The organism is Acidiferrobacter sp. (assembly GCF_054609335.1).
Genome location: NZ_JBTRWP010000001.1, coordinates 1 through 16,763, shown reverse-complemented (window position 1 = coordinate 16,763; position 16,763 = coordinate 1). Strand labels below are relative to the sequence as shown.

General features: G+C 63.1%; 17 protein-coding genes. 13 read left to right on the top strand and 4 right to left on the bottom strand.

Annotated features, from left to right (window positions below; translation table 11 throughout):
- The 10 genes from dxs (at position 1) to ACYCTF_RS00040 (ending at position 10,240) form a co-directional block, all read left to right on the top strand.
- Complete coding sequence (gene dxs / locus ACYCTF_RS00085; RefSeq protein WP_461284405.1) at positions 1-1,878, top strand: 1-deoxy-D-xylulose-5-phosphate synthase; 1,878 nt, start codon at positions 1-3, stop codon at positions 1,876-1,878.
- A 44-nt stretch (positions 1,879-1,922) separates the two neighbouring features.
- On the top strand, positions 1,923-2,741 hold the full coding sequence (gene folE2, locus ACYCTF_RS00080; protein WP_461282156.1) for a GTP cyclohydrolase FolE2: 819 nt from the start codon (positions 1,923-1,925) through the stop codon (positions 2,739-2,741).
- 73 nt (positions 2,742-2,814) lie between these two features.
- Positions 2,815-3,243 carry a MarR family winged helix-turn-helix transcriptional regulator gene (locus tag ACYCTF_RS00075; RefSeq protein ID WP_461282155.1) on the top strand — a complete coding sequence of 143 codons (429 nt, stop codon included), beginning with the start codon at positions 2,815-2,817 and terminating at the stop codon, positions 3,241-3,243.
- Between the two features lie 31 nt (positions 3,244-3,274).
- Positions 3,275-4,162 carry an efflux RND transporter periplasmic adaptor subunit gene (locus ACYCTF_RS00070; protein WP_461282154.1) on the top strand — a complete coding sequence of 296 codons (888 nt, stop codon included), beginning with the start codon at positions 3,275-3,277 and terminating at the stop codon, positions 4,160-4,162.
- Between the two features lie 12 nt (positions 4,163-4,174).
- Positions 4,175-4,630: a universal stress protein gene (locus ACYCTF_RS00065; protein WP_461282153.1), complete on the top strand. Its 456-nt coding sequence runs from the start codon at positions 4,175-4,177 to the stop codon at positions 4,628-4,630.
- Positions 4,627-6,144: a DHA2 family efflux MFS transporter permease subunit gene (locus ACYCTF_RS00060; protein WP_461282152.1), complete on the top strand. Its 1,518-nt coding sequence runs from the start codon at positions 4,627-4,629 to the stop codon at positions 6,142-6,144. Before ACYCTF_RS00065 ends, ACYCTF_RS00060 begins: the two co-directional genes overlap by 4 nt.
- A 69-nt stretch (positions 6,145-6,213) precedes the next feature.
- Positions 6,214-6,972 carry a type 1 glutamine amidotransferase gene (locus ACYCTF_RS00055; RefSeq protein WP_461282151.1) on the top strand — a complete coding sequence of 253 codons (759 nt, stop codon included), beginning with the start codon at positions 6,214-6,216 and terminating at the stop codon, positions 6,970-6,972.
- Positions 6,963-7,910, top strand: coding sequence for an ROK family protein (locus ACYCTF_RS00050; protein ID WP_461282150.1), 948 nt, complete (start codon positions 6,963-6,965; stop codon positions 7,908-7,910). Before ACYCTF_RS00055 ends, ACYCTF_RS00050 begins: the two co-directional genes overlap by 10 nt.
- A 97-nt stretch (positions 7,911-8,007) precedes the next feature.
- Positions 8,008-9,708 (top strand): proline--tRNA ligase, encoded by a 1,701-nt coding sequence (locus ACYCTF_RS00045; protein ID WP_461282149.1) that lies wholly within the window; start codon positions 8,008-8,010, stop codon positions 9,706-9,708.
- A gap of 7 nt (positions 9,709-9,715) precedes the next feature.
- Positions 9,716-10,240 (top strand): lytic transglycosylase domain-containing protein, encoded by a 525-nt coding sequence (locus ACYCTF_RS00040; protein WP_461282148.1) that lies wholly within the window; start codon positions 9,716-9,718, stop codon positions 10,238-10,240.
- A 235-nt stretch (positions 10,241-10,475) separates the two neighbouring features.
- Here the strand turns inward: ACYCTF_RS00040 and ACYCTF_RS00035 are convergent, their stop codons facing one another.
- Positions 10,476-11,804, bottom strand: a complete 1,329-nt coding sequence (locus tag ACYCTF_RS00035) for an ATP-binding protein (protein ID WP_461284398.1) — start codon at positions 11,802-11,804, stop codon at positions 10,476-10,478.
- A 237-nt stretch (positions 11,805-12,041) separates the two neighbouring features.
- Entirely contained in the window at positions 12,042-12,326 is a 285-nt protein-coding gene (locus ACYCTF_RS00030; RefSeq protein ID WP_461282146.1) for an acylphosphatase, read from the bottom strand.
- A gap of 89 nt (positions 12,327-12,415) precedes the next feature.
- Here ACYCTF_RS00030 and ACYCTF_RS00025 point away from each other — a divergent pair, with 89 nt between their 5' ends.
- Positions 12,416-13,054, top strand: coding sequence for a peroxiredoxin (locus ACYCTF_RS00025; RefSeq protein ID WP_461282145.1), 639 nt, complete (start codon positions 12,416-12,418; stop codon positions 13,052-13,054).
- 10 nt (positions 13,055-13,064) lie between these two features.
- Here the strand turns inward: ACYCTF_RS00025 and ACYCTF_RS00020 are convergent, their stop codons facing one another.
- Together ACYCTF_RS00020 and epmB are read right to left on the bottom strand one after the other, a co-directional pair.
- Positions 13,065-13,949, bottom strand: coding sequence for a hypothetical protein (locus tag ACYCTF_RS00020; protein ID WP_461282144.1), 885 nt, complete (start codon positions 13,947-13,949; stop codon positions 13,065-13,067).
- Positions 13,950-13,985: 36 nt separating this feature from the next.
- Complete coding sequence (gene epmB, locus ACYCTF_RS00015; protein WP_461282143.1) at positions 13,986-15,017, bottom strand: EF-P beta-lysylation protein EpmB; 1,032 nt, start codon at positions 15,015-15,017, stop codon at positions 13,986-13,988.
- Positions 15,018-15,092: 75 nt separating this feature from the next.
- Here epmB and efp point away from each other — a divergent pair, with 75 nt between their 5' ends.
- Together efp and epmA are read left to right on the top strand one after the other, a co-directional pair.
- On the top strand, positions 15,093-15,662 hold the full coding sequence (efp, locus tag ACYCTF_RS00010; protein ID WP_461282142.1) for an elongation factor P: 570 nt from the start codon (positions 15,093-15,095) through the stop codon (positions 15,660-15,662).
- The gene (gene epmA, locus ACYCTF_RS00005; RefSeq protein ID WP_461282141.1) at positions 15,643-16,635 is read left to right on the top strand and encodes an EF-P lysine aminoacylase EpmA; all 993 of its coding nucleotides are present in this window, start codon (positions 15,643-15,645) and stop codon (positions 16,633-16,635) included. The genes efp and epmA overlap by 20 nt, the downstream gene beginning before the upstream one ends.
- The last annotated feature ends 128 nt before the right edge of the window (positions 16,636-16,763 follow it).

Below are 16,763 nucleotides of genomic sequence, written 5' to 3'. Positions count from 1 at the left end.
ATGAAAACCGGGCAATCGCTGCTGCGTTCTATCGATTCCCCCGCAGACCTCAGACGGCTGCCGGAGGGGATCCTCCCGCAACTTGCCGACGAGCTGCGCGAATTTCTCATCACGAGCGTAAGCCGGACCGGCGGCCATCTCGCCGCCGGACTTGGGACCGTCGAGCTCACGATCGCGCTGCACTATGTGTTCGATACCCCGGAAGACCGCCTCGTGTGGGATGTCGGCCATCAGACCTACCCTCACAAGATCCTGACCGGACGTCGCGAACAGATGGGGACGCTGCGCAAAGCCGGCGGCTTGGCCGGCTTTCCAAAACGAGCAGAAAGCCCCTACGACACCTTCGGCGTAGGACACTCCAGCACCTCGATCAGCGCCGCGCTCGGCATGGCGGTGGCCGCCAAAGAGGCCCAGAAGACACGTCAGGTCGTTGCCGTGATCGGCGATGGCGCACTCACCGCGGGCATGGCCTTCGAGGCCCTGAACAATGCCGGCAGCATGGACGCCGACCTGCTCGTAGTTTTGAACGACAACGACATGTCCATATCACCCAATGTGGGCGCCCTTTCGAGCTATCTCGCCCGTATCCTCTCGGGGCGCGCCTATACGAGCGTGCGCAGCGGCAGCAAGACGGTCTTGAGTACCGTGCGGCCGGTGTTCCAATTCGCCAAGCGGATCGAGGAGCACATGAAGGGCATCATCATGCCCGGCACCTTGTTCGAGGAGCTCGGTTTCAACTACATAGGCCCGATCGACGGGCATGACCTCCCGACCCTGATCCCAACACTACGGAACATGCGTGACCTGAAGGGTCCGCGCTTCCTGCATGTCATCACCCGCAAAGGCAAGGGCTACACGCCCGCGGAAGGCGACCCCTGCGTCTATCACGGGGTAACGCCCTTTGATCCGCGCACGGGCAAAATGGAGGTCAAGGCCTCGGGCAAGACCTACACACAGATCTTCGGCGAATGGCTATGCGATATGGCGGCCGAGGACCCGAAACTGATCGGCGTCACGCCGGCCATGCGCGAAGGCTCGGGGCTGGTCGAGTTCTCCGAACGCTTTCCGAGCCGCTACTTCGACGTGGGTATAGCTGAACAGCATGCCCTGACGTTTGCCGCGGGCATGGCCTGCGAGGGCCTAAAGCCCGTGGTCGCGATCTACTCGACCTTCCTGCAACGCGGCTACGATCAGGTCGTCCACGACATCAGCCTGCAAAACCTCCCGGTCATGCTGGCTGTGGACCGCGGAGGCCTAGTCGGGGCCGACGGGCCGACCCACGCCGGCAGCTTCGATCTGAGCTTCATGCGCTGCCTGCCGCACTTCGTCATCATGGCCCCGAGCGACGAGAACGAATGTCGGCAGATGCTCTACACAGCTTATCGGCACGATGGGCCGACCGCGGTCCGCTACCCGCGTGGCACCGGACCGGGCGTGGCCGTGGAACGCGTCATGACCGCACTTCCCATCGGCAAGGCCGAAATCCGGCGACAAGGGGCACGCGTGGCGCTGCTCGCCTTCGGTTCGGTCCTGACCGCGGCCCTGGGCGCCGGCGAGACCCTGAACGCCACGGTCGTCAATATGCGTTTCGTGAAGCCGCTAGACGAGGCGCTTCTCGTGCGACTCGCCCGCTCCCACGAACTCTTTGTTACCATCGAGGAGAACGCGGTGGCGGGAGGGGCGGGGAGCGGCGTGGGCGAGCTTGTGGGGCAACTCCAACTGCCCGTGCGGGTCCTGAATCTCGGCCTGCCGGATTGCTATTTGGAGCATGGCACGCCCGCGCAGATGCTGGCAGACGTCGGGCTCGATGCCTCCGGCATCGCCCGCCAGGTCCGCGACGCCCTGCCCGAACTTGCCCGCACGTCGGAATCGGCCTAGAATGTCGATTCGTTGACTAAATTACTCAGGATTGACGTCCCGCTATGATCGCTGCGCCTCCCGGTGCGCGAGCCGACTGTATCGCCGATGTGCAAAACAGTGCCGACTCGCGTCAGATCGCCATAGACAAAGTCGGCATCAAGGACATCCGCCATCCCGTGCGCGTCAAGGACCGCAGCCAAGGGGAGCAGCACACGATTGCGCTGTTCAACATGTACGTCGAGCTGCCCCACAACTTCAAGGGCACGCACATGTCACGGTTCGTCGAGATCCTGAACCGTTACGAGACCGAAATATCAGTCGAATCTTTCCAAGACATGCTCGCCGAGATGGCCCAGCGGCTCGAGGCCGACACGGGCCACATCGAGATGAGCTTCCCCTACTTCGTGATGAAGACCGCGCCGGTATCAGGCGTGCGCAGCCTCATGGACTACGAGGTGGGCTTCCTGGGCGAGATCCGCAATGGGCATAGCGTCACTACCATACGCGTGGTCGTGCCAGTAACCAGCCTCTGCCCCTGCTCCAAGGAGATCTCGGACCGCGGGGCGCACAACCAGCGATCGCATGTCACCCTGACGGTCAGGACCAACCAGTTCGTCTGGGTCGAGGACCTGATCGATATCGTGGAAAAACAGGCGAGCTGCGAGCTGTACGGGCTCTTAAAGCGCCCGGATGAGAAATTCGTGACGGAGCGCGCCTATGACAATCCGCGGTTTGTTGAGGACATGGTCCGTGAAGTCGCGAGCGTGTTGAACGCCGACCCGCGGATAGACGCCTACACGGTCGAGTCCGAGAACTTCGAGTCGATACATAATCATTCGGCCTACGCACTCATCAAGAAGGACAAGACTACGGCCGCCTAGCCCTAAAGGGGCCTTGCACATTGCCTCGTTCATCTGTTAGCCTCCTAATAGTTAGGTTCAAAAGGGGCGAGCGATGGGGCTTCCTCACGAGTCCTTTGCGGGGACACTCCACGAAACCGCACGGCTATGGCGGACCGAATTGGATCGCCGCCTGCGACCACTTGGCCTGAGTCAGGCCAAGTGGCGTATGTTGCTCCACATCTCCTGCAGTGAAGACTGCACGCAGGCCGAACTTGCGGCGCGCCTTGGCGTCGAAGCGCCGACCGTCGTGGGCTTGCTCGATCGCCTGACCGCCGACGGCTTGGTGGAGCGGCGGGAATCACCGCACGACCGCCGTAGCAAGACGGTGCACCTCTGCGAGGGGGGTCGGGCGCTCATGCGCCCGATAACCGAGGTGGCCGAGAGCCTGAGCCATGAACTCCTCGCCAACCTCACCGAAGAGGAAGTGGCGGTGAGCACCGCGGTCCTCAAAAAAATCCGCAACCGGCTTCTTAGTCTTTAGCCTTCATTTTCATACAGGTCCGACCCACACTATGTCCCGACTGTCGCAGATGGCCCGCGCCCTACTCCGTCAAAGGGCCTTACTGGCCTTCATCGCCATCCTGCTGCTCTATGGAGCCTACGTCTATTGGCGCAGCTTCCAGGATTACGTCAGCACGGATGATGCTTATGTAGGTGCGCACGTCGTCTCGATGGCCGCGCAGGTCTCGGGGCCGGTCTCACAGCTCTTTGTGCACGACAATGAAACAGTACGCGCCCACCAACGCCTGTTCGAGATCGATCCGCATCCCTATCAGATCGCGGTCCGTGCGGCGCAAGCCTCGGTCGAGCAACGTCAAGCCCTGCTCGTCAACGCCGAGGCCATAAGCGGCCGCACGCGGCGCATGGCGGCACACCGGTTCCTGTCGTCGCAGGCCTCCGAGACTGCGCAGGCGACCGTCAAGGCTGACCAAGCCGCGCTCGAAGCTGCCCGAGCGGCACTTGCCCGCGCCAAGCTCGATCTCGCACATTGCCTGGTGCGGGCACCGACCGCGGGCTCTCTGAGTAATATGCGGCTGCGTCCCGGCGCCTATATCCAGGCGGGCACGCCCCTTTTTGCCCTCATCGCAAGCCGCACCTATTGGGTGACCGCCAACTTTAAAGAGACGGACCTGAGTCATATCGCGGTGGGCGATCGGGCACACATCCACATCGATATGTACCCAAACCACCTCTTCCACGGTAAAGTGATCGGCATAAGCGGCGGCAGCGGCACAGCCTTCTCGTTGCTACCACCCGAAAACGCAACGGGCAACTGGGTCAAGGTCACGCAACGCGTCCCGGTACGCATCCTGATCCAAAACCCGGACCCCCGTTGGCCACTGCGCATCGCGACGAGCGCGAACGCAACAGTCTTTTTTCGCGCCGCGCATCAACGCTGACGAGGGATACCCATGGTCTTTCGCACCATGCTCCTTTGCTACGATGGCACACGCGAAGGCCGGACGGCCCTCACACAGGGGGCTGAACTAGCCGCCGCCTGCGGCGCCTTCGTGCACCTGCTCGCCGTCGTCCGCACAAGCGCCACGGCGATCGTCGGTGAGTCCTTGTCCACCGATGCGCCCTTCGCGCAGCAGACTCGCCATATCGAAGAGATATTGGCCGAGGGCGTCGCGAAACTGACCGAACGCGGCGTCAAGGCCCAAGGCCACTTGGCCCTGGGCGAGCCCACAGACGAGATCGCGCGCGCAGCCAAGGCCCTACAGGTTGACCTGATCGTTCTCGGCCACCACACGCAGTCGGGATTCGCCCGGTGGTGGCGCGGCTCGGTCGGAGTGACGCTCCTCGATCTGTCCACATGCAGTATCCTCGTCTGTATCGAAAACTCGACCCCTGAACCCGGGCCGTGAGTCCGAGACAGCGACTCCTCATCACCATCGCGGTCATGGCGACGACCGTCATGCAGGTGCTGGACACTACCATCGTGAACGTGGCCCTGCCGCATATGCAAGGCCAGCTCGAGGCGACCCCCGACCAGATCACCTGGGTGCTCACGAGCTACCTCGTAGCCTCCGCGATCTTCATGCCGCTCACGGGATTCTTCACAGACCGCCTGGGTCGGCGCCGTTACCTCCTCATCAGTATTTTCGGTTTCGTGGCCTTCTCCGCGCTCTGCGGCCTGGCGATGTCGCTGCGCCAGATCGTGGTCTTCCGCCTCCTGCAGGGCGCGTTCGGGGCCTCCCTCGTCCCACTCTCGCAGGCCATCCTGGTCAGCGTCTACCCAATCGAGGAGCGTGGCCGGGCGATGGCGATCTGGGGCATCGGGGTGATGATAGGGCCCATCCTCGGGCCCACGCTCGGGGGTTATCTGACCGAGGTCTTGAGCTGGCGATGGACCTTTTTCATCAATCTACCAGTCGGCATCCTCTCCTATGTGCTGGCACTCACGTCGGTGCCGGACACCCCGCGCGGGAAGCGCGACATGGACTGGGAGGGTCTCATCTATCTGGGCCTGTCCATAGGCGCCCTTCAGTTCCTTCTTGACCGCGGGAACGAGTACGGGTGGCTGGACTCGATGCGCATCCAGCTCGCCGCCGTAGTCGCGCTCGCCAGTCTCGGGGCCTTCGCCGTCCATAGCCTCTCGCCTGGCGGCCGACGGCTCTTCGATTTACGCATTCTCGCCGACCGCAACTTTACCGTGGCAAGCCTCTTGCTTGCGATCTTCGGACTCGGCATGTACGGATCGATGGTCATACAGCCGCTCTTTCTTGAGGAGCTCCTGCATTATCCGACACTCACAACCGGGCTTGTCATGGCGCCGCGCGGTATAGTAAGTGCGGTCAGTATGCTCATCGTAGGCCGCCTCATCACGCGCATGAGTCCGCGGGTCTTGATCACGACCGGCATTCTCTTAAGCGGCGTCGGGACCTGGGGCATGACCCGCTATGACCTCCATATCAACGAATGGGACGTCATATGGCCGGTCCTCATCCAGGGACTCGGCCTGGGGATGATCTACGTGCCGCTGTCCACGGTGGCCTTTGCAAGCCTACCGCGCGAGTCGGCCTCCGAGGCCGCCGGGCTCTTCAGTCTCATGCGCACCGTGGGCTCATCGATCGGCATCTCGCTCGTCACGGCCGTATTTATTCGCCACGGTCAGATCGCCTGGAACGCGATCGGCGGCCACATCACTGCCTTCGGCAACGCCACCGCCGCCTACTTGGCGCCGCTCCACCTCCTCCCCCAGGCGCCAGAAGGCGCCGTGATACTGGCCAACACCCTGAACCAACAGTCACAGATGGTCGCCTTCGATGCCGCGTTCTGGTTCATCGCGCTCAGTTTCGCCACCATGCTGCCTTTCGTCCTGCTCGTCGGCAAACACAGGCTCGGCGGGGAAACGACGCCCGCCGTCGCCGCCGACTAGGGAACAGGCCCCGCATACCGCTATACTAAAGGCCTCGAGCGCGGCGTGTTTGCGAGATGAGCCGTGCGGATGGCGACACAGCCCGTGCGCCCCCGAATCAATGGCCGAGACCTCTCTTCACTCATGAAACCTCTTGCGATTTTCCGACATGCGCCCGGCGAGGGTCCGGGTTATCTGGCCGAGGTCCTAAACCGCCGGGACGTGCCTTACACCATCATACGAGTCGATCAAGGCGATGCGATGCCCAAGACCGCGAGCGACTACGCGGGCCTCGTCTTCATGGGCGGGCCTATGAGCGTGAACGACCCGCTCCCCTGGATCCCGCAGTCCTTGGCACTCATTCGCGAGGCCCGCGGGTCGGACCTGCCGGTCCTGGGCCATTGCCTGGGAGGCCAGCTGATCAGCAAGGCGCTGGGCGGCACGGTGGGGCCCAACCCGGTGATGGAGATCGGCTGGGGCATGGTCGAGGCCGTCTCCGGGGCGGCCGCCAGAGATTGGCTGAAGGGACTCCCCGACCGTTTCGAGGTCTTCCATTGGCATGGCGAGACCTTCACCGTCCCCCACGACGCCTCCCCCCTCCTGACCGGCCCTTTCTGCCGTCATCAGGGCTTCGTCATCGGCCGGACACTGGCCTTGCAATGTCACATCGAGATGACCGCCCGCATGATCGACTCATGGGCGGGCAGCCCGGCGGGTCGCGCCCTCATCGCCTCGCCGTCGGTACAGACCGCCGATAAGATGCGTGACGATGCGAGCCACAAACTCGCGGCCCTGCACCAGGTTGCGGACATCCTCTACGCCCGCTGGCTGGCCGCGCTATGCGCATAGGGATCGACCTCGGCGGCACGAAGATCGAGGGTATCGTCATGGATGGGAGCGGTCGCGAGATTGCCCGCAGGCGGGTGCCCACACCCGCTGCGGCCGGCTATGACGCCATCTTGGGGGCGGTCGCAGACCTAGTCGCCGCGCTCGAATCCTTGGCCTCTGAACCCTGTACGGTGGGCATAGGGAGTCCCGGGGCGATCTCCCACAAAACGGGCTTACTTAAGAACTCCAATACCGTCTGCCTGAACGGGCGGCCGCTGCGCGAAGACCTAGCCGCGCGCCTCGGCCGCCCGATCCGCCTTGAGAACGACGCCAACTGCCTGGCCCTGAGCGAGGCCCGCGACGGAGTGGGTCAAGGCCTGCGATGCGTGTTCGCGGTCATCCTCGGCACCGGTGTCGGCGGGGGGCTCGTGATCGACGGCGCACTCTGGCCGGGCCGGCAACACATTGCGGGCGAATGGGGGCATAACATCCTCGAGGCCGACGGGCCGCCTTGCTATTGCGGGCGCTCAGGATGCGTGGAGACCCTACTATCGGGCGGTGGCTTCGCGGCAAGCTATAGGGCCCTGGGCGGGCAGGAAGGGCTTGCCGCCCCCGAGATAGTAGCGCGCGCGGGACGCGACCCGATCGCGCAGGCAACCCTTGATCGGTATGGCGCCCGGCTCGGGCGGGCGCTCGGCGTAGTCGTCAACATCCTAGACCCGGACGTGATCGTGCTGGGCGGCGGCTTGAGCGCTGTGGGGGCGCTCTATGCGCTGGCCCCGAGGGCTTTGGCAAGCGCCGCGTTCACCGATGAGTTCACGACACCCATCGTGGCCGCCCGCCACGGTGCCGCCTCCGGCGTACGAGGGGCCGCCCATCTGTGGCCGGCCCAGGGCCCTAGGCGCCACGAGCCTCCGCGTCGACACGGACCACAGCCGCCCCCCGATCCCCGCGACTAGATTCGTATATCATGGCGACTGGGTGATCGCGCGCGGGCTGTGGCCTTGAAGGCGCGGTCCCTTCGAACAACAATCTCTTAAGGATACTCGTATAGCCATGCGGACACAGGCGCTACTGCTTGCCACTCTCAAGGAAACCCCGGCGGACGCCGAGATCGTGAGCCACCGTCTCATGCTGCGCGCCGGCATGATTCGCAAGTTGGCCTCAGGGCTCTACACGTGGCTGCCCATGGGCCTGCGCGTACTGCGCAAGGTGGAAGCCATCGTGCGCGAAGAGATGAATCGGGCCGGCGCCCAAGAGGTCCTGATGCCCGCGGTCCAACCCGCCGAGCTCTGGGAGGAATCGGGGCGCTGGCAACACTATGGGCCGGAACTCCTGCGGCTAACCGACCGCCACGACCGACCATTCTGCTTCGGCCCCACGCACGAAGAGGTGATCACCGATTTGGCGCGGCGCGAGATCAAAAGTTATCGGCAGTTGCCCATGAACTTCTACCAGATCCAGACCAAATTCCGCGATGAGGTGCGTCCCCGCTTCGGAGTGATGCGCGCCCGCGAGTTTCTCATGAAAGACGCCTACTCCTTCCATGCCGACAAGGCGTCCCTCGAGGCCACCTACGAGGTCATGCATGCGACCTATCAACGTATCTTCACGCGCCTGGGGCTGCGCTTTCGGGCCGTGCGCGCCGACACCGGCAGCATAGGGGGCGACGCCTCCCATGAGTTCCATGTCGTGGCCGACACAGGCGAAGACGCGATCATCACCTGCCCGGGCTGCGACTACGCGGCCAACGTGGAGCTCGCGCGAAGCGGCGCGGGCGCGCCGCGGGCACCGGCGGCGACTGCACTTACCGAAGTGGACACGGGCAGCGCGCACACAGTCGAAGAGGTGGCAAAAGCCCTCTCGGTCCCCACCACCCGCGTCCTAAAGACGCTCTTCATTCGCGGCACACGCGGCCCCATCGCCTTGTATGTGCGCGGCGATCGCGACATCAACCCGATCAAAGCCGCCAAGGTGCCCGAGGCCTTAAATCCCTTGACCTTCGCGAGCCCTGCGGAGGTCCGCGCCGCAGGCGGCGTACCGGGCGCGGCGGGACCGCGAGGGCTCGTCATTCCGGGCTACGCCGACCCCGAGGCCCTCGCCCTCTCCGACTTCGTGTGCGGCGCAAACCATGAGGATCGACACCTCACGGGTGCGAACTGGGTGCGCGACCTTCCGGAACCGCAGGCCTTCGATCTGCGCGAGGTCACAGCCGGCGACCCCTGCCCGCAATGCGGCACGAGCCTCGAGCGGGGCCGCGGCATCGAGGTGGGCCACATCTTCCAGCTCGGAACCAAGTACAGCAGCGAGATGAAGGCGACCTACCTGGATGATGCCGGCCGCGCCCAAGCCTTCGTCATGGGCTGCTATGGTATAGGCGTGTCGCGGGTCGTGGCCGCCGCCATCGAGCAAAACCACGACGAACGCGGCATCATCTGGCCTATGCCCATCGCGCCTTTCACAGTCGCCATCGTCCCCATAGGGTTCCACAAATCCGCGGAGGTGGCGCAGGCCGCACGAATGCTCTATGAGGACCTGCGCGCCGACGGGATAGACGCCCTTTTGGATGACCGCGACGAACGCCCGGGCGTGCTGTTCGGCGACATCGACCTGATCGGCATACCGCATAGGCTTGTGATCGGTGATCGCAGCCTCAAGACGGGCACCATAGAATACAAAGGCCGCACGGACGCCGAGCCCCAAAACTGGCCGATCGCCGATGCGCGCGCCCTCATCGCCCAAAGGCTGGCGCGCTAGGGCGCTGGTGCTCGCGGTCGCCCTCCTCGCGGCGCCCGCGGGCAGGGCTGCGCCGGGGCCCTGGGGCCATATCCCCATCCACCGCGACGCCTTCCGCGACCGCTTCGCAGCCGAGGTCTGGCTCGCCGATATGTCGCAGCGGCTATCGGCCCTCGTTCCGGCGCGGCGTTTCCGCCTGCGGCTGCTCGAAGACGTCCGCTACGCGGCGCTGCGCGAGGGGCTGCGGCCGCGCATCGTGCTCGCCGTGATCGAAGTCGAAAGCAGCTTCAACCCCTATGCGGTGTCCCCGAAGGGCGCGCTCGGCCTCATGCAGGTGATGCCCTTTTGGAAAAAGCGGCTGGGGGAGCCCACCGCCAATCTCTTTCGGGTCCGCACCAACCTGCGCATGGGCTGCCATATCCTTCGGCATTACCTGAATCGCCACCAAGGCGATCTCTTCGCCGCGCTCGCCGCCTACAACGGCAGCAACGGCCTGCCCTATTATCCGGACCGCGTCTACCGCGTATTCCACGCACGCTGGTTTCGTCAGTAACAAACCCGCTCCTCGCCTGCGCAATTGGCGGCAAAGACCACACGCTTTGCATGCATGAGGGGCCGCGAGACCGAGTCCCGTCCCTTCGCCCACGGACGCGCCGCAACACACCATCACACGAACGTCAGGGCTCATCCGGCCCATCAGTCTCCCGCAGAAGGTTGGCCCCCAAAGTATAGGCGTGCAGGCTCGTCGGCCGGAACGTGACGCGCACCCCTTGGCAATCGACGCCCTCCTATATCGTGAGGCTAGTGACGAGAACATCGCGAATCCCGGGATTTCTCTTGACGAACTCTAGACACGAGCTCAACTCATCAAGGGCCCGGCGCGGCCGATCGCTCCACTTTATCTCGGTTACCCAAAGCGGCCTCTGGTCGGCGCCCGCAAGCAAAACCATGTCCACCTCACCACCAGACCATCGCGCGTAATGGAGGTCCGCCGATTTGCTATGTTGCCACTGGCTGTATATCGCCGTTTCGGCAAGCGCCCCCATGGTATCGGAGGTCGTGTCGAGCCGCCCAAAAAGGGCGGCGCGCATCGATGGGTTAGCGAGATACACCTTGAAGTGTACAGCGCGCTTGAAGCGCTTGGCGTTTTGATCGATGCGCTCAACTCTTCGCACGAGAAATGCCGCCTCTAGATATTCGAAGTATCGTCGAACCGTGTTTTTCGCCACCCCAGACGATTGCGACAATCCCTCGATATTCACCTGAAGGCCCGTATTATAGGCAAGCGTAGTGAACAACCGGCTCAATTCCTGTATGTCGCTGATCCCGTACAGACTCGGAAGATCCCGCAACAGCACCTCGTCAATGATATCGCTCTTGATATATTGGTCCGGGTTTTTTTGTATCGTCTCGGAGAATACCGCCTCATGGTATCCTCCAAAATTCAAGTAATTGACGAATTCGGCATTGAGTTCGTTTATAGATGTGGTCACATGGCGTCTACTGCCGCCGGGCCCCTCAACGGACTGGATCAACGCTTCCTCCCTACCTATGAAGGCAAGATATTCGGCAAAAGTGAGGGGGGATAAGATAAAGTCACTAAAGCGGCCCGCCCCCGACTCACGGCTTTTCAATCGCAAGGCCGCAGCCGCGGATCCCGTCGCGACGAATTTGACGCCTGGGTAGGAATCGACCAATGATTTCAGGTGAACTTCCCAATCCCTTAGATACTGAACCTCGTCGAAAAAAACGAAAAGCGCCGCGTTATGCGGGTGGTCGAACTGACCGCGGAAGTAGGAGAGGAGTTTTTCTAGCGCAAGTCCAGTGTAAAGGGGCGTCTCGAGAGACGCATAGAATATCCGGTTGCTCGGTATACCGTCGTCGAGAAGACGTCTCACCGCTTGATACAACATGACGGTCTTGCCAACCCGCCTTGGTCCCATCAAGACGATCGCACGGTTAACGCTGGTATCCTTGACCATGCGGTAGAAGGGCCAGAAATACTTCCGGCGTGGCTCGTTCTGGAAAGCGAGGCATGTTGCGGGTCCCGCAGGGCCCCACCAAGGATTATCGAATGCGATCCGATCGATAACATCCTGCGCCTTGATTTCCAGCACCTTCCCCTCCGTTCCGGCCTGCAGAATGCTGCCATTTTAGTTAATGAAGAGATGGCCCACGAAGACGCCTCCCGCCTAAGGCCAACGCGGCCTGGGGGTTGTGAACCACAAGTCACGAGGGAGCGAATCGTTCAAGAGTCGCAACGAGAGAGGTGCAACGACGATCCGCAGTGGACAATACTGACGGGCAACTTCGCCACCGAAGTCGATTCATCGGTCGCCCGGCACAGCTTCTGCTCAATCCTCGTCATAACGCACGAGGAAGCTCTCCGGGATGAGCGCGCCTGCGAGTCCAAGCTCCTGCGCCACGTGCGTGACGCGTGCGGCAATGGGACCTTGAGAGACCAGCTTCGTGAGACTTTCGAGCGCCGCCTCGGGGCCGCATGCCAGAACCTCGACCGATCCATCCGCGCGATTGCGAACCCAGCCCGTCACACCCAAACCGCGGGCTTGGTCGCGTACGTAGACGCGAAACCCGACCCCCTGGACCCTACCCCTGACCCTCAATCGGATACAAGCCACATCCTCCTCCCTAAGGCTCTTCGCGCGCCGGCGCCTCGCGCCTATCCTTGCACACGATCTTTGCCTTATCCAGACGACGGAGAATTCGCATGAGCTTGCATCTCGGTGACATCGCCCCAGACTTTACCCAGGACTCTACAATAGGACCGGTAGCGTTCCACAAATGGATCGGCCCGCACTGGGTGGTCTTGTTTTCGCATCCCGCCGACTATACGCCGGTATGCACAACCGAACTCGGGAGCGCAGCGAAACTCATGGAGGAGTTCAAGCGTCGCGACGTGAAGGTGCTTGCCGTGAGCGTCGACCCGGTCGATACCCATAAAGACTGGATCAAGGATATCGACGAGACACAAAAGACCCACGTCGACTTCCCGATCCTAGGCGACCAGGATCGCAAGGTGTCCCTGCTCTATGACATGATCCATCCCAAGCAAAACGACACGCTCACCGTGCGATCGGTGTTCATCATCGACCCAAAGAAGGTGATCCGTACCATACTCACCTATCCGGCAAGCACGGGGCGCGAATTCGGGGAGATCTTCCGGGTCATCGATTCCCTGCAGCTCACCGACAAATATCAGGTCGCGACCCCCGCCAATTGGCATAGCGGCGACGACGTCGTGATATCGCCTGCGCTCCAGGACAAGGCGGCGCTCGCCGCCAAATTCCCAAAAGGCTACCGGGAGATCAAGCCGTATCTGCGCATGACGCCACAGCCCACACACTGATCCGCAGCGATCAGCGGGTGGCGGAGAACAAGCCGCGCGCCTCACGCACCGACTTCCAGAAGGCGTAGCCAGCCACAGGTACCAGCACGAGCACGAGCACGATGAGGCCGATGCCCACATGCGCGAGGTTATGGACGTGCAGGCCGGTTGCAACGGATACCGAGGCAAGCCCCGGGTCGACGAGCCCCAGGATACCGACGAGCACGAAGGCCACGCCGCCGCCGCTCAGGGTGCGGCCCGCCATCTTGCGCGCCACATAGACCCGCGCCCTCTCGTCGAGCTTGCGTCGCGCCATCCAACCACCGAAGAGCGCACCCAGGAGCATCTGCGTAAGCATCGTGCCCAAACCAAAGAGGAGACCCGGCAAGAAACCGAAATAGGGGCTCGGCATGGCCGGGGCCAAGACCGTGTAGACGATGATCGCGAACGCGCCGGTACCCCAGCCAGCGACGAAACCATGGACGAGCGGCATATAGGTGGGCAGCGCCGCAGGCTCCTGGTCGGCCGTCTCGTGCTCGAGGGCGTGGCTGTGAAAGATGTGCGGGATGCGTCCCTTGCGTAATATGAAAAGCCCGGAGCCCGCCATAACGACGCCCACGACGACGTAGACTGCAAAACTCCAGCGGGCACCCACGAGGAAACTCGTCATAGCGAAATAGGCGAGCTCGGAGGCGATGGCCCGCTGAAGGGTAAAGGTGAGCGAAAACAACAGTCCCGCCCTGAGTCCGCCACGGATGGAATAGGATCCAATAGCGTAATTGAAGGTGATGGGCCAGGTGTGCTCGTCGGGCGTCACCCCATGCACCATGCCAAGAAAAAAGGCGGTGGCGAGCGCAAGCCCTATGCTAAGGCCCGCGAGCCCCGGATCCCAAAGATTCAAATCGCCGATCGCCACCCTACCGTGCCTCGTCCATTCGCGGAATCGGCTACTTTAACGACAACGGGCTCCCGCGCCAACCGCGAGCACGGGGAGCTTGGCGGATGCACCCGCCTCCTCGCGCACGAGACGCGGGACGAGATAGCCCGGAAGTCGCACGCGGAGGGCCTCCAGGAGGCCCATGGCGAAGGCCTCCTCGACCGCGAAATGCGCGGCCCCCTCAACACGATCGAGCATATGCAGGTAATAGGGGAGGACACCGGCCTCGAACAGGCGCTCACTTAACTGCGTGAGGGTCTCGGCATCGTCATTCACGCCGGCCAGCAAGACCGACTGGTTCAAGAGTGTCACTCCCGCCTTACGTAATCGCGCACAAGCCCCTGCGACTGCCTCATCGATTTCGCGGGCGTGATTCACGTGCAATACCATGACGACCGAAAGCGATGTCCGCCCGAGCCAGTCGAGGAGCGCCTCATCGACGCGACTGGGGATCACGACCGGTACGCGGGTATGAAGCCGCAACCTCTTTATGTGGGGCACGCCCTCCAGGGCCCGCGTCAGCTCGGCGAGCTTATCGTCACCCAAGGTCAGCGGGTCGCCACCGCTTAAAATCACCTCCCGGATCGACAGGTCGGCCGCGAGATGGGCCACGGCCGGCCGCCACCGATCCCGCGCGGCGTTGGCCTTTGCATACGGAAAGTGTCGACGAAAGCAGTACCGGCAATGGATCGCGCAGGCGCCGGTGGCGGTCAGCAACACCCGGCCTTCATATTTGTGGAGCACTCCAGGCACAAGCTGGGCGGCAAGATCGCCGACCGGGTCCCGGGAGTCGCCGGGCGCTATGACCTCCTCGAGGTCGAGCGGCAAGACCTGCCGCAGCAAGGGATCCTGCGGATCACCCGGGGTGATGCGCGCGAGATAGGCGCGCGGCACGCGCAGCGGGAACAGATGATGGGCCCGGCGCGCCGCCGGAAGCAGGTCCCACGGCAACTCCAAGGCCCGCAACAGCTCTTCCGGATCGCAAACGGCCGCGGCAAGCTCGGCCCGCCAGGGCGCCTGCCCCGTTGAAGAAGTTCCATGTATCATAGGCGCGCACTGTCCGTGTTCGGCCCACAAAAGGCAAGGGATGCCGGCCAGACCCCATTCAAACCCGAGATTACCATGAGCACCTATAGCACCAACGAATTCAAAAACGGCCTCAAGATCATGCTGGACTCCGACCCCTGCTCGATCATCGAGAACGAGTTCGTGAAACCCGGCAAGGGCCAGGCCTTCAATCGCGTCAGGATCCGTAACCTGAAGACCGGACGCGTGGTCGAACGCACATTCAAGTCGGGCGATACCGTAGAGGGCGCCGACGTCGTCGATGTGGAAATGCAATACCTCTATAGCGACGGCGAGTTTTGGTATTTCATGTCACCCGAGACCTACGAGCAGCTGGGGGCCGACAAGACTGCCGTCGGCGACTCCGCCAAGTGGCTGAAGGAACAAGCGCTGTGTCTCGTGACACTCTGGAATGGCGTACCGCTCAGCGTCGACCCGCCGGTCCACGTCATCCTTAAGGTCGCGGACACCGACCCCGGAGTGCGTGGCGACACAAGCGGTGGTGGCGGCAAACCTGCGACCCTGGAGACGGGTGCGGTGGTGCGCGTGCCGCTTTTCATCAACGTGGGCGACAGTCTGAAGGTGAACACCCAAACCGGCGAATACATTGCCCGCGCCAAGGAATAGCAACCCATCGGCACTCGAGGGGCTTGGCGGCGTACTCACACAGCTAGACGCCCTGCGTGGCCGTGCCGCGCTCCTTACGCAAGTACGCGCCTTTTTCGTGGCGCGCGGCTACCTGGAGGTGGAGACGCCAGTGCTCGGACGTTCGGGGGCGGCCGATGCCCAGCTCGCCCAGTTTGCCCTGAGCGACCCGGTCTTTGGCAGCCTTTATCTCCAGACCTCTCCGGAGTACGCCATGAAGCGTCTGCTGGCGAGTGGGAGCGGGTCGATTTTCCAGATCACGAAGGCGTTTCGACAAGGCGAGGTGGGGCGCTTCCATAACCCCGAGTTCACGCTCGTGGAATGGTATGGCGTGGGCTACGACCACCTTCGCCTCATCGACGAGGCCTGCACCTTGATCGCGCGACTCGCCCCATCCTTGACGCCCGAGGCGCGCCTCGTGAGCTTCCGCCAGGCCTTTCGCGATAGACTGGGCGTCGATCCGATCGACGACCCCACGGGCCTCTTGCAGGAATGTGCGCATGCGTGCCTCCCCTCGACGCGCGAATTGGTCCTGGACGATCGGGACGCCCTCCTGGATCTCCTCATGAGCCAGGCCGTGGCCCCGCACTTTCCGACCGACGCCATGACCGTGATAACAGACTACCCGGCAAGCCAAGCGGCCCTTGCGCGCATCAATTCCCAGGGGCTTGCGGACCGCTTCGAGATCTATTGCGGGGCGCTGGAACTGGCCAACGGCTTCCACGAGGAGGCGAACCGCGACGAATACGCTGCGCGGTTCGCCGCGGAGGCCCGCAAGAGGCACGCGCGGGGACTACCGGCGATTGCGCAAGACGAGCGCCTGCTCGCGGCGCTCGCCCAGGGTGATTTCCCCGAGTGCGCAGGCTGCGCGCTCGGTTTCGACCGGGTGCTGATGCGAGCCTTGGGCGCCGTGCACATCAACGACGTCCTGGCCTTTCCGATCGAACAGACTTGATGACCTGTGACACTCTCAACCCGCTCAAGCGGGTGAGCTTCTTACTGAATGACACGGTTCATGGGCATGCTCCAGAGAGCCCGCACACACATCCTGCGGCGCTTGATTCCGTGCTTCGGAAAGACAAC

Coding starts and splice junctions, on each gene's coding strand:
- dxs (WP_461284405.1), top strand. CDS start 1: ATGAAAACCGGGCAATCGCTGCTGCGTTCTATCGATTCCCCCGCAGAC.
- folE2 (WP_461282156.1), top strand. CDS start 1,923: ATGATCGCTGCGCCTCCCGGTGCGCGAGCCGACTGTATCGCCGATGTG.
- ACYCTF_RS00075 (WP_461282155.1), top strand. CDS start 2,815: ATGGGGCTTCCTCACGAGTCCTTTGCGGGGACACTCCACGAAACCGCA.
- ACYCTF_RS00070 (WP_461282154.1), top strand. CDS start 3,275: ATGTCCCGACTGTCGCAGATGGCCCGCGCCCTACTCCGTCAAAGGGCC.
- ACYCTF_RS00065 (WP_461282153.1), top strand. CDS start 4,175: ATGGTCTTTCGCACCATGCTCCTTTGCTACGATGGCACACGCGAAGGC.
- ACYCTF_RS00055 (WP_461282151.1), top strand. CDS start 6,214: ATGGCGACACAGCCCGTGCGCCCCCGAATCAATGGCCGAGACCTCTCT.
- ACYCTF_RS00050 (WP_461282150.1), top strand. CDS start 6,963: ATGCGCATAGGGATCGACCTCGGCGGCACGAAGATCGAGGGTATCGTC.
- ACYCTF_RS00045 (WP_461282149.1), top strand. CDS start 8,008: ATGCGGACACAGGCGCTACTGCTTGCCACTCTCAAGGAAACCCCGGCG.
- ACYCTF_RS00025 (WP_461282145.1), top strand. CDS start 12,416: ATGAGCTTGCATCTCGGTGACATCGCCCCAGACTTTACCCAGGACTCT.
- epmB (WP_461282143.1), bottom strand. CDS start 15,017: ATGATACATGGAACTTCTTCAACGGGGCAGGCGCCCTGGCGGGCCGAG.
- efp (WP_461282142.1), top strand. CDS start 15,093: ATGAGCACCTATAGCACCAACGAATTCAAAAACGGCCTCAAGATCATG.